Source organism: Comamonas sp., assembly GCF_036666375.1.
Classification (GTDB): Bacteria; Pseudomonadota; Gammaproteobacteria; order Burkholderiales; family Burkholderiaceae_C; genus Comamonas.
The window spans coordinates 8,917-20,661 of record NZ_JAVWWA010000038.1; the positions used below are offsets into that span (position 1 = coordinate 8,917).

The 11,745-nt window shown below is 65.5% G+C and carries 14 protein-coding genes and 2 pseudogenes; 13 read left to right on the top strand and 3 right to left on the bottom strand.

All coding sequences use genetic code 11. From position 1 onward, the window contains the following. Positions 1-185: pseudogene (locus RR928_RS11410) on the bottom strand (hypothetical protein); the annotation flags it as partial. Between the two features lie 207 nt (positions 186-392). Between RR928_RS11410 and RR928_RS11415 the strand changes: the two are divergent. Both RR928_RS11415 and RR928_RS11420 read left to right on the top strand, forming a co-directional pair. Continuing rightward, positions 393-938: an MgtC/SapB family protein gene (locus RR928_RS11415; RefSeq protein ID WP_332537676.1), complete on the top strand. Its 546-nt coding sequence runs from the start codon at positions 393-395 to the stop codon at positions 936-938. A 129-nt stretch (positions 939-1,067) separates the two neighbouring features. Beyond that, positions 1,068-2,264 (top strand): M20 aminoacylase family protein, encoded by a 1,197-nt coding sequence (locus RR928_RS11420; RefSeq protein WP_332537649.1) that lies wholly within the window; start codon positions 1,068-1,070, stop codon positions 2,262-2,264. A gap of 19 nt (positions 2,265-2,283) precedes the next feature. Here the strand turns inward: RR928_RS11420 and ylqF are convergent, their stop codons facing one another. Continuing rightward, positions 2,284-3,249, bottom strand: a complete 966-nt coding sequence (gene ylqF / locus RR928_RS11425; RefSeq protein ID WP_332537648.1) for a ribosome biogenesis GTPase YlqF — start codon at positions 3,247-3,249, stop codon at positions 2,284-2,286. An 83-nt stretch (positions 3,250-3,332) separates the two neighbouring features. Here ylqF and RR928_RS11430 point away from each other — a divergent pair, with 83 nt between their 5' ends. Next, positions 3,333-3,626 (top strand): hypothetical protein, encoded by a 294-nt coding sequence (locus RR928_RS11430; RefSeq protein ID WP_332537647.1) that lies wholly within the window; start codon positions 3,333-3,335, stop codon positions 3,624-3,626. A gap of 8 nt (positions 3,627-3,634) precedes the next feature. Next, the gene (locus tag RR928_RS11435; protein WP_332537675.1) at positions 3,635-3,838 is read left to right on the top strand and encodes an oxidoreductase-like domain-containing protein; all 204 of its coding nucleotides are present in this window, start codon (positions 3,635-3,637) and stop codon (positions 3,836-3,838) included. Here the strand turns inward: RR928_RS11435 and gshA are convergent. Then, positions 3,835-5,364, bottom strand: a complete 1,530-nt coding sequence (gshA, locus tag RR928_RS11440; protein WP_332537646.1) for a glutamate--cysteine ligase — start codon at positions 5,362-5,364, stop codon at positions 3,835-3,837. The genes RR928_RS11435 and gshA overlap by 4 nt on opposite strands. A gap of 606 nt (positions 5,365-5,970) precedes the next feature. Here gshA and RR928_RS11445 point away from each other — a divergent pair. The 9 genes and pseudogenes from RR928_RS11445 to RR928_RS11485 all read left to right on the top strand — a co-directional run. Next, positions 5,971-6,267, top strand: a complete 297-nt coding sequence (locus tag RR928_RS11445) for a 2Fe-2S iron-sulfur cluster-binding protein (protein WP_332537645.1) — start codon at positions 5,971-5,973, stop codon at positions 6,265-6,267. Between the two features lie 207 nt (positions 6,268-6,474). Beyond that, positions 6,475-7,596, top strand: coding sequence for a bifunctional 3,4-dihydroxy-2-butanone-4-phosphate synthase/GTP cyclohydrolase II (gene ribBA, locus RR928_RS11450; protein WP_332537644.1), 1,122 nt, complete (start codon positions 6,475-6,477; stop codon positions 7,594-7,596). A gap of 3 nt (positions 7,597-7,599) precedes the next feature. Continuing rightward, positions 7,600-8,064 carry a 6,7-dimethyl-8-ribityllumazine synthase gene (gene ribH, locus RR928_RS11455; RefSeq protein WP_332537643.1) on the top strand — a complete coding sequence of 155 codons (465 nt, stop codon included), beginning with the start codon at positions 7,600-7,602 and terminating at the stop codon, positions 8,062-8,064. A 1-nt stretch (position 8,065) separates the two neighbouring features. After that, positions 8,066-8,602: a transcription antitermination factor NusB gene (gene nusB / locus RR928_RS11460; RefSeq protein WP_332537642.1), complete on the top strand. Its 537-nt coding sequence runs from the start codon at positions 8,066-8,068 to the stop codon at positions 8,600-8,602. Positions 8,603-8,707: 105 nt separating this feature from the next. Further along, complete coding sequence (locus tag RR928_RS11465; protein ID WP_332682564.1) at positions 8,708-9,892, top strand: pyridoxal phosphate-dependent aminotransferase; 1,185 nt, start codon at positions 8,708-8,710, stop codon at positions 9,890-9,892. A 6-nt stretch (positions 9,893-9,898) separates the two neighbouring features. After that, complete coding sequence (gene ybgC / locus RR928_RS11470) at positions 9,899-10,306, top strand: tol-pal system-associated acyl-CoA thioesterase (RefSeq protein ID WP_332539097.1); 408 nt, start codon at positions 9,899-9,901, stop codon at positions 10,304-10,306. Continuing rightward, positions 10,303-11,007: a protein TolQ gene (gene tolQ / locus RR928_RS11475; RefSeq protein ID WP_332539096.1), complete on the top strand. Its 705-nt coding sequence runs from the start codon at positions 10,303-10,305 to the stop codon at positions 11,005-11,007. Before ybgC ends, tolQ begins: the two co-directional genes overlap by 4 nt. Positions 11,008-11,027: 20 nt before the next feature. Continuing rightward, a complete protein-coding gene (locus RR928_RS11480) occupies positions 11,028-11,456 on the top strand; it encodes a biopolymer transporter ExbD (protein WP_213302257.1) in 429 nt (142 codons plus the stop codon). A gap of 29 nt (positions 11,457-11,485) precedes the next feature. Next, positions 11,486-11,745 (top strand): annotated as a pseudogene (locus RR928_RS11485) (cell envelope integrity protein TolA); the annotation flags it as partial.

Below are 11,745 nucleotides of genomic sequence, written 5' to 3' on the forward strand. Positions count from 1 at the left end.
ACGATGTCGGTCAATATGGCCTCGGGCGTCGCATGGCGCACCGCGCCCGCATAGCCCAGCGCATGCAGTGCCTCGGACGCGGCATGCGCGACATCATCGGTGGGCACCATGGCAAACACATGGCCGGTGGGGTAGAAAACACCCCCCATGGAGGTCATGCTGGAATCCAGAGAGAACGGGGTCATGGTCATCTCCTCGGCATCAGGAACCACCACTAAACCACAAGGTCTGCGTCTTGGCTATAGGCAAATGCAGCGACATGCGCATGCGCCGCGCGTAGGCCTGAGCGCACATGCGATGCCGGTCTGCGCTGCCCCTGCGCGTCAGCGCCATGACGCACAGTCGTCGCTGGGGCAGCGACCGCTGCGCAAAACGATCCCGAGGACAACTTGATGGACAACTGGTGGAACATTGTCGGACGCACCGTCGCCTCCGAATTCGCGGACGTCAGCGATATCGAGCAGCTCACACGCGTGGTGCTGCGGCTGACGCTTGCGGCATTGCTGGGCGGCCTGCTCGGCTGGCAGCGCGAAATCCATGGCAAGGCGGCCGGCATACGCACCCATATGCTGGTGTCCATGGGCGCGGCGCTGATCGTCATGGTCGCGCAGCAGGCAGGCGGCAATGCCGCCGACCTGAGCCGCGTGTTGCAGGGGTTGATCGCCGGCGTGGGCTTTCTGGGCGCGGGCACGATTCTCAAGACCGACCGCAACGGCGACGACGTGGACCAGGTCAAGGGCCTGACCACGGCCGCGGGCATCTGGCTGACGGCCGCCATTGGCGCCGGCGCCGGCATAGGCGAGGAAGTCACGGCCGTACTCAGCACCGTGCTGGCGTTTGGCGTGCTGAGCCTGGTGCCGCTGCTCGCTCCCGCGGTGCGCGCCGCAGCCAATGAGAACGCCGAAAAGCTCAGGCAGCGGAATGAAAACGAACCCTAAGACCGCGACACCGCTGTGCCATTGCCGCAGCAAACGACTTGGCACGCGGCGCGGCCGGATAATGGTCCATTGATTCTGATTTGCCGCAGTCACCGGCGATCCCTGCCCGGTGCAGCTGCGGTCTTCTGTATGCACACGACTCCCGACATCACTCCCCATCTTGGCCAGCTGCTGCGCTTTCGCCATGACTTGCACGCCCATCCCGAGCTCAAGTACGAAGAGCACCGCACGGGCGACAAGGTCGCGGCCTATCTGAAGGCCCTGGGCCTGAACGTGCACCGCGGCCTGGGACAGACCGGCGTGGTCGCCACCATCCATGGCAAGGGCCGCAGCGCCGAGAACCCGGGCCGCAGCATAGGCATACGCGCCGACATGGACGCGCTGCCGGTGCAGGAACTCAACGGCTTCGGCCATATCAGCACCCACCCTGGCCGCATGCATGCCTGCGGCCACGACGGCCACACCACCATGCTGCTGGGCGCGGCCACGCTGCTGGCCCAGCAACCCGACTTCGACGGCTCGGTGCACCTGATTTTCCAGCCGGGAGAAGAAGGCGGCGCGGGCGCGCGCGCAATGATGGAAGACGGCCTGTTCACGCTGTTCCCCTGCGAAGCGGTGTTCGCGCTGCACAACTGGCCCTTGCTGCCCGCGGGCAAGATGGCGGTGCGCGTGGGCCCCATCATGGCCTCGGCATTGCGCTTCGAGATCCGCATCAGCGGCAAGGGCGGCCATGCGGCCATGCCCCACACCACCATTGACCCGATTCCCGTCGCCTGCGCGCTCGTGGGCCAGCTGCAGACCCTGGTGTCGCGCAGCACCGACCCGCTCGACAGCGCGGTGGTGACCGTGGGCCAGATCGCTTCGGGCACGGTGGAAAACATCATTCCCGACGACGCGGTGATCTACGGCACGGTGCGCACGCTCAAGACCAGCACCGAGAAGACGATGATCGAGGGCCTGCACCGCATCAGCGAGCATGTGGCCGCGGCGCACCTGTGCACGGCCGAAGTCATCATCAAGCCCGGCTACCCCAACACCACCAACCACGCGCACGAGGCCCGCTTCATGGCCAGCGTGATGCGCGAAATCGTCGGTGAAGAGAACGCCGACGGCGACATCCTGCCCGCGCTCACGGCCGAAGACTTCGGCTTCATGCTCGAAGTCGTTCCCGGCGCCTATGGATGGATAGGCAACGGACCCAACGGCCAGGCCGGCGTGGGCCTGCACAACCCGGCCTACGACTTCAACGACGACAACCTGGACCGCGGCCCGCGCTTCTGGGATCTGCTGGCGCGCCGCTGGTTTGAAACCCCGGCAGTGAAGTAAAGGCGCGCCAGGCGCCAGCTCAGGCCGAGGGCGCGGCCGGTTTGCGGTTACGAATGCCGGTCTTCTTGGGCTTGGCGCGCGCGTCCTTCTTGGCCTGGCGCAGCGCGTCGAGTTCCATGCCCTTGTTGAACCATTCCTCGTATTCGGCCGGCGTCTCCAGCGTGATGCGCCCGAGGTTGTGGATGCGGAAATCGGTGATCACGATCTCGGCGGCTTTTTGCACGTTCACGCGCCCGCCGGTCATCACCGCGCCGCGCTTGCGGCCTATCGCTTCCAGCAGTTCGTCGTCGGGCAGCGCGGCAATCTCGCCATCGGTCTGCGTGAGCTTGTAGCGATCGCGCAGATTGGCCGCGTAGTTGCGCTGCGCATAGCGCAGGAATTCCAGCGCGACCAGTTCCTCGTCATAGGCATTGCGGCCTACGGCGCCGCTCACGGCCAGGTTGTAGCCGCTTTGCTCCACCGCGATACGCGGCCACAGCATGCCGGGCGTGTCCCACAGATAGAAATCGTCGGCGAGCACGATGCGCTGCTCGAGCTTGGTCACGCCGGCTTCATCGCCGGTCTTGGCCTGGCCCTTGTTGCTCATAGAGTTGATCAGCGTGGACTTGCCGACGTTGGGCACGCCGCAGATCAGCACGCGCATAGGCTTGGCCATGCCGCCGCGTCCGGGCGACAGCAGCTGGCAGGCTTCGATCAGCCGGCGCGTGGGCGTGGGCTCGGAGGCATCGAGCGCGACGGCGCGGGTTTCGGCCTGGGCGTTGTACCAGTCGAGCCACATCACGGTGCGCGCCGGGTCGGCCACATCCTGCTTGTTGAGCACCTTCAGCCGCGGCTTGTGCCCCGTGAGCTCCTGCAGCAGCGGGTTGGCGCTGGAGCCCGGCAGGCGCGCGTCCAGCACTTCAATGACCACGTCAATGTCCTTGATGCGCTCGGCGATCGCCTTGCGTGTGAGATTCATGTGACCGGGAAACCATTGAATGGCCATGGGGCAATACTTTCTGACGATTCGTCGCTAACAAGGGGCGCAAGGATAATCGGGTTCTGCTTTTTTCACGCACCGGTCGCTACATGTCCATACCAAACTCCATTCCCGCCCAGCACAAGGCCAACAACGACCTGCTGATCAAGGGCGTGACCTGCGCCATCATCGGCCTGGTCGTGCTGATCGCGCCCTTCTTCATGCGCGCCAGCGACCTGAGCAATCTCTTCCGCCAAGGCTACATCGTCGGCTGGTTCGCGCTGGCGCTGGGCGCGGCCTTTGTCATCCAGGGTCTGGTGCGCCGGCGCAAGACGCTGCAGGCCGAAGCCATGCTGGAGACCAGGACCACCTACACCGCCGAGCGCAAGAAGAACAAGCGCTGATGGAGACCATGGCCCCGGCGCTGCAGGCCGCCTGCGCGGCTTTCGCACGCTACCAGACCTTGGCCGAGGCGGCCGGCGTGGCGCTGCGGCCCGCGCCCGCACAACCCACGAGCTGCTGCGGCCGCGGCTGCAACGGCTGCGTCTGGGAAGGCTTCTACGACGCGGCCACGTTCTGGGTCGAAGACGCGCAGGCCGCGTTGAACCAAGCCTAGCCCAGACCTTGCGGCGCCATATAGCGCTGGCGCCATTCTTCGAACGGCAGCGTATCGGCGGCTTCGCGCTCGCGCTGCGCCGCAATCGATTCGACCGCCTGGGCCTCGGCCTTGGCCTGCTGTTCTGCGGTCCAGGGCAGGTTCAGAAGCGTCTCGCGTGCGAGCTCCGACTGTGCGAGCGTGAAATCAAGGAAGCTGCTGTCGTACTGCTCGACCATGGTGCGCAGCACCTGGGACGAAGGCGTGGTCTCGGGCGCGGCAACACGGGCCTGGGCCTGGGCCAGCGCCTGGCTGTAATCGGTCGTGCCGTGGGTCTGGTCCAGTGAGGCGGCCAGCGGCGCGCATGCGGTCAGCACTTCGTCGGCCCAGTCGCGCAGCAGCACGTCGCGGCCGCCGCGCTGCAGATGCAGGCCGGGCTCGCGCCCGCGCTCGGCGGCCAGATGCTGGTTGTGCTTGAGTTCGGCGATTTCGGCGGGCGTGTCGGGCGGGCTGTCGCTGAGCAAACAATGCAGCAGGAACACGTCAAGCATGCGCATGGTGCTTTGGGCTATGCCCACGGGCTCGAACGGGTCGAGGTCCATCAGCCGCACTTCGACATATTCGACGCCGCGCTCGCGCAGCGCGTGCAGCGGACGCTCGCCGCTGCGCACCGTGCGCTTGGGGCGAATCGTGCCGTAGAACTCGTTCTCGATCTGCAGCAGGCTGGTGCCCAGCTGGTTGTAGTCGCCGCCCGGATTGCGTATGCCCAGCTGCTCATAGGCCGGATAGGGCTGGGTCAGCGCTTCGTGCAGCGACCTGGCATAGCCGTCGAGGCCGTTGTAGCTCACATTGATTGCCGCCTGCGCATCGCTCTGGTAACCCAGGCGGCCCATGCGCAGCGAAGTCGCATGCGGCAGGTGCAAGGTGCGACCGCTAGCATCGAGCCGCTTCAGGCTGTGCTCGCGGCCTTCGACAAAGCACGAACAAAGTGCGGGCGACGAGCCAAACAGGTACAGCAGCACGAAAGCGTGACGGCGAAAATTGCGGATCAGCGCGAAATACTGGTCGCTGTCGACGCCCGGCATAGACCAGTTGTAGTGGATGCCCGAAATCATCTGCATGCGCCGGCCGTAGCGATGGCCCAGTCCCATGCGGTAGACGCTTTTCGAGCGTCCGGCATTCGACGAACCGTAGCGCGCCAATGGAATGGTTTCATCGGTGGGCAGGCCGCAGGGCATGCTCGACACCCAGAGCATCTCGTTGCCGGCCTGCTTGAGGCTGTGGTAGACATGCTGGTGGACTTCGATCAGCTCATTGAGGCATTCGTCCACACCGCGGTGGGCGCCCGTGATCAGCTCGATCTGCGACTCGCTGTAGTCGGTGGTGATGTTCGGATGCGTCAGTGCCGATCCCAGCGCTATCGGGTGCGGTGTCAGCGCCAGCCCCCCCGTAGGCAGTGCGCGCAATCCTTCCTTCTCGATGCCGCGGCGGATCTGCGCGAGGCGGTCGGAGGTGGGGACTGGCAAGAGCTCCTGCGATTTGTTCATTATTGGGTACCGATACAACTGGTGGGAGCCGGAACTTAGCATGCCCGGCCCGGACGCCGAGATAATAGAGAAATGCCTGCAGTCGCGTCGCGCGGTTACAGATATTCACGTGCGCGCTTCCTGTCTCCCCGGCGCAGACGCGCACGCCAACCCAGATTGTGCTGGGATTGCTCGTTGCCCGCTTGCGTCCATGCGCCGAAAAATGAGGCACGCTGTCACTCGGCGTACAAAGTTGTTACCGGGTTTGCTGGACAAGCATGTGCACAACTTTCGTTTTTCGCCGTCAAACAGCCATAAGTCGTTGATTTAAAAGGGACCCACTCTGCCTGCTCAAAAAACAGGCAGCATGACCAATGCATGGCCGCTGGCCTGCAGAACCAGGCCAAACGGCATTCGAGCAAGGGTTAACCCTTGGCGCCGTTGCAGTTATGCCCGGCAAAACTGGACAATCATGTGGATAAGTTTTGGCAATCGCTGTAATAGCCGCGCAAGTTGTTGATTTTTCTGGAATTTATCCACAATGCCTAAAAATAAGGCACTGCACAGCGCCATCCGTGTGCGAAATCGCCCTCTATCCTTGCCTCTTTTCTCCCCGCCCCAACGCGCATGAGCAACCCTTTCACTCCAGATTTCTTCATCGCCAAACTCACGCCCAGCGGCGCGCAATGCGACGCCTGGGCCGACCAGCCACTGCTGCAGTCGCTCGAGCAAGGCTCCATCGACTGGCCCAGCTCCTGCCGCAACGGCACCTGCCGTACCTGCATAGGCCAGCTGGTGTCGGGAAGCGTGCGCTACGAGATCGAATGGCCGGGACTGAGCGAGGACGAAAAGGCCGAAGGCTGCGTGCTGCCCTGCGTCGCCTATCCGCTGGGCGATCTCGTGCTGCAAGACCCTACGCGCTGATTTAGCCGGGAATGCGCGGCACGCGCGCCGTGCGGCTGGACTAAAATGCCGGTTTGAGGGTTTGGCTGCCATCCGGCTGCCGACCCCGGAGCGGCCCAGGCCGCATCGATCGTTCTTTGGGGGCACTGCCTGCGGTGCCAGCGACAGTTCCCCCTGGAATGCACGCTGCCTGCGCCGATTGAACACCGGCATCCCAAGAAAGTTCGCATGACCGCCCCCCTGCATCCCGTAGCCATCTCCCCGGTGGAAGACATCATTGCCGACATGCGCGCGGGTCGCATGGTGGTGCTGATCGATGAAGAAGACCGCGAAAATGAAGGCGATCTGGTCCTGGCCGCCGACCACGTCACGCCCGAAGCCATCAATTTCATGGCGCGCTACGGCCGCGGACTGATCTGCCTGACGCTGACTCCCGAACGCTGCGAACTGCTCAAGCTCCAGCCCATGGCCACGCGCAACGGCACCAAGCATTCGACCGCTTTCACGGTCTCCATCGAAGCCGCCGAAGGCGTGACCACGGGCATTTCGGCCGCCGACCGCGCGCGCACCGTGCAGGCGGCCGTCGCGGCCAATGCCCAGGCCGACGATCTGGTCCAGCCCGGCCACATCTTCCCGCTGCAGGCCGTGCCTGGCGGCGTGCTGATGCGCGCCGGCCACACCGAAGCCGGCTGTGATCTGGCCGGCATGGCCGGCTGCAGCCCCTCGGCCGTGATCTGCGAGATCATGAAGGACGACGGCACGATGGCGCGCCTGCCCGACCTGCAGCTTTTCGCCGCCGAACACGGCCTCAAGATCGGCACGATTGCCGACCTGATCCATTACCGCAGCCGCACCGAGTCGCTGCTCGAAGCCGTCGACAGCCGACCGCTGCAGACGCCGTTTGGCGAGTTCACGGTGCGCGTGTTCCGCGACCAGCCCAGCCGCTCGGTGCACCTCGCGCTGGTCAAGGGCAGCTGGAATGCCGACGACGAAGTGCCGGTGCGCGTGCACGAGCCGCTGTCGATTCTCGACCTGCTCGAAGTGGACCGCGAAATGCACTCGTGGAGCCTCGACAGCAGCCTGCGCTATATCAATGCCCAGGGCCGCGGCGTGGCCGTGCTGCTCAACTGCGGCGAAAGCGCCGAGCAGCTGCTGGCGCAATTCGACGGCAGCGCGCGGCCGGCCCAGGCGCCCGAACGCGGCCGCATGGACCTGCGCACCTACGGCGTGGGCGCACAGATCTTGCGCGAATGCGGCGTGCTCAGGATGCGCCTCATGGGCCAGCCGCGTCGCATGCCCAGCATGGCTGGCTACGGCCTCGAAATCACCGGTTACATCCCCAAGGAATAAAAAATGTTTGGCGCAGAACAGGGCACAGGCCCGCAACTCAACGGCGCAGGCTTGCGCATAGGCATAGTCCAGGCCCGCTTCAACGAAAGCATCACCAACGCGCTGGCCGCGGCCTGCCGCGCCGAATTGCTGGCGCTGGGCGTGGACGAAAAGAATATCGACCATGTGCAGGTCCCCGGAGCACTCGAAGTGCCCGTGGCCCTGCAGGCCATGGCCGAACGTGAGCAGTACGACGCCCTGGTGGCGCTGGGCTGCATCATCCGGGGGGAGACATACCACTTCGAGCTGGTGGCCAACGAATCGGGCGCCGGCGTGACCCGCCTGTCGCTGGACCACCAACTGCCGATCGCCAATGCGATCATCACCACCGAAAACATGGAGCAGGCCATTGCACGCCAGACCGACAAGGGCCGCGACGCGGCCCGCGTGGCGGTCGAAATGGCCCAACTGCTCGCTACCTTGAACTGACATGAGCGAAGAACAATCCCCATCGGCCTCGGGCCGTCCCCCGCGCCAGGCGCGCACCGGCGCCACCAGCACGGGCGCGCGCAAGGCCGCGTCCAAGTCCAACCGCAGCCGCGCGCGCGAATTCGCGCTGCAGGCCCTGTACCAGCACATCGTGGGTCGCAACGACGCAAGCGCGATCGACATGTTCACGCGTGACCTCGCGGGCTTCCACAAGGCCGACAGCGCTCATTACGACGCGCTGCTGCACGGCTGCATCACCACCGAAGCCGACCTCGACGCGCTGATCCTGCCCAAGCTGGACCGACAGCTCAGCGAGATCTCGCCCATCGAGCACGCGGTGATGTGGATTGGCGCGTATGAGTTCCAGCACTGCCCCGACGTGCCCTGGCGCGTGGTGCTCAACGAGTGCATCGAGCTGGCCAAGGAATTTGGCGGCACCGACGGCCACAAGTACGTCAACGCCGTGCTCAACGGCCTCGCTCCCAGCCTGCGCAGCGCCGAAGTCGCTGCCGACAAGGGCCAGAAGGCCGCCGACTGAAGCGCGCCGGGCCGCAGCCGGGGGCCTTGCGCCCCGGGCCGCACCCGGGCCCGGCTCCATTGGATATTTAACGCCCGCGCCCTGCGGGCAGGATGGCACCCGCCGATGCAAGTATCGAAACGCGCCCAGCGCATCGAGCCGTTTTACGTGATGGAAGTGGCCAAGGCGGCGCAAGCCCTGGCACGCGAAGTCGCAGGCACCAACGAGCCGATGATCTTCCTGAACATCGGCGAGCCCGACTTCACCGCCCCGCCGCTGGTGCAGCAGGCCGCAGCCCAAGCCGTCGCTCAGGGCAATACCCAATACACGCCGGCGCTGGGCCTGGACGCATTGCGCGAACGCATCAGCCAGTGGTATGCGCAGCGCTTTGGCGTCGATGTTCCCGCGCGGCGCATTGTCGTCACCGCGGGCGCCTCGGCCGCGCTGCAGCTGGCCTGCCTGGCACTGATCGATTCGGGCGATGAAATCCTCATGCCCGACCCGAGCTATCCCTGCAACCGCCACTTCGTGAGCGCGGCAGACGGCAAGGCGGTGCTGATTCCGACCACGGCCGCCGAGCGCTTCCAGCTCAGCGCCGATAAGGTTGCCCAGGCCTGGGGCGAGAAGACGCGCGGTGTGCTGCTGGCCTCGCCCTCGAACCCCACGGGCACCTCGATCGCGCCCGACGAACTGCGCCGCATCCACGACGTGGTGCGCGCGCGCGGCGGCCTGACGATCATCGACGAGATCTACCTGGGCCTGTCGTATGACCCGGCCTACTCCCAGACCGCGCTGGCGCTGGGCGAAGACCTGGTCAGCATCAACAGCTTCAGCAAGTACTTCAACATGACGGGCTGGCGCCTGGGCTGGATGGTCGTGCCCGAGGCGCTGGTGCCGGCCGTGGAGCGCGTGGCGCAGAACCTGTTCATCTGCGCCAGCACCATTTCCCAGCACGCGGCGCTGGCCTGCTTCGAGCCCGAGAGCATTGCCGAGTTCGAGCGCCGCCGCGCCGAGTTCAAGGCCAGGCGTGACTACTTCATTCCCGAACTCGAGAAGCTGGGACTGCGCGTTCCCGTCATGCCCGACGGCGCGTTCTACGCCTGGGCCGACTGCAGCGAAGCCGCGCGCAAGCTCGGCGTCGAAGGCAGCTGGGACTTCGCCTATGCGCTGATGCAGCGCGCCCATCTCGCCATCACTCCAGGGCGCGACTTCGGCACGGCCGAGACCGCCCACTACGTGCGCTTTTCCACCGCCAACTCCCTGCCCCAGCTGCAGGAGGCCGTGCGCCGCCTGCGCGCGCTGCTGGGCTGAGCACGCATGGATTTCGCCTTTCCCATCCGCATCTACTGGGAGGACACCGATGCCGGCGGCATCGTGTTCTACGCCAACTACCTCAAGTTCTTCGAACGCGCGCGCACGGAGTGGCTGCGTTCGCTGGGCCTGGAGCAACAAAAATTACGGGAACAAACCGGCGGTATGTTTGTCGTAACCCAGGCACAGGTCGATTACCACCGCCCGGCACGCCTCGACGACCAACTTTTGGTTACCGCTCGCTTACAAGCGAGCGGCCGTGCGTCGTTGACAATACGCCAGCAAGCTTTGCTGCAATCTGCCGCGGACGGTCCGCAATTGCTCAGTGAAGCCTCGATACGCATCGGCTGGGTCGATGGCGCAAGCATGCGTCCGCAACGAATTCCGATCAGCCTTCTGGAACAACTTTCATGAATTCCCAAAACATGTCCATATTCAGCCTGGTCCTGCAGGCCAGCTGGGTCGTGCAGCTTGTCATGCTGGCCCTGGTGGTCGCATCGGTCGCGAGCTGGGCCGCGATTTTCCGCAAGTCCAGCATGCTCAAGCGGGTGCGGGCTTTCAACGACGCGTTCGAACAGGAATTCTGGTCGGGAACCAGCCTCAATGACCTTTACGCCTCGGCCGCGCAGAACGCCAAGCGCGGCGGGCCGATGGAACGCATTTTTGCCAGCGGCATGCGCGAATACCAGAAGCTGCGCGAACGCCGCATCGGCGATGTCGCCACGCTGATGGACGGCACGCGCCGCGCCATGCGCGCCAGTCTGCAGCGTGAAATGGACGAAATCGAAGCCGGCCTGCCGTTTCTCGGCTCGGTCGGTTCGGTCTCGCCCTATGTCGGCCTGTTCGGCACGGTGTGGGGCGTGATGCACGCGTTCACCGGCTTTGCGAGCATGGAGCAGGTCACGCTGGCCACGGTCGCTCCCGGCATCGCCGAAGCGCTGGTGGCCACGGCCATGGGCCTGTTCGCGGCGATTCCCGCCGTGACCGCCTACAACCGCTTCGCCCACCAGACCGACCGCGTCGCCAACCAGCTGGACACCTTCATCGAAGAGTTCTCCAATATCCTGCAACGCAACGTGGGCTCGACCGCGAGCAGCACGGCTTCCGGCCATTGAGCCGCCAATAGGAGCCTCACATGCCCGCAGTGTCTTCACGCGGCGGCCGCCAGCGCCGCACGGTCAACGAAATCAACATGGTGCCCTTCATCGACGTGATGCTGGTGCTGCTGATCATTTTCATGGTGACCGCCCCCATGCTCACGCCCGGCGCGATCAACGTGCCCAGCGCGGGCAAGGCCTCGCGCCTGCCGACCGAGAACCTCGCGCGCATCCTGATTGAAAAGGACGGCTCGATACGCCTGAAGACCGGCAGCAGCGAGCAGGTGGTGCGCCTCAACGAGCTGGGCGCCGCGGCCAAGGCCTGGCAGGCCCAGCAGCCCGAGGACAGCGCCGTCGTGATCTCCGCCGACAAGACGCTCAGCTATGACACCGTCATGCAGACCATGGGCCAATTGCAGCGCGCGGGCGTGAAGCGCGTCGCCCTCGACGTCAAATCCAGCCAGTAAACCCGGCCGTCCCCAGATCCTTGCCCTCCATGTCCCGACCGCCAGAACACGACCCTTTCGCCCCGCCTCCTCCCCCGCCGCGCCTGCGCGCGTGGCTTCTGGCGATCGTGGCGCACGGCCTGCTCGTGGCGGCAATGCTGTGGGCGGTGCGCATGCCGCCCGCAATGCAGGAGGCCGCGATCGAGGCCGAGCTCTGGTCCGCGCTGCCCCAGGAAGCCGCGCCACCGGCGCCCACGCCCGAGCCCACGCCGGCTCCCGCGCCCGAAGTCAAGCCCGAACCGCCGCCGCC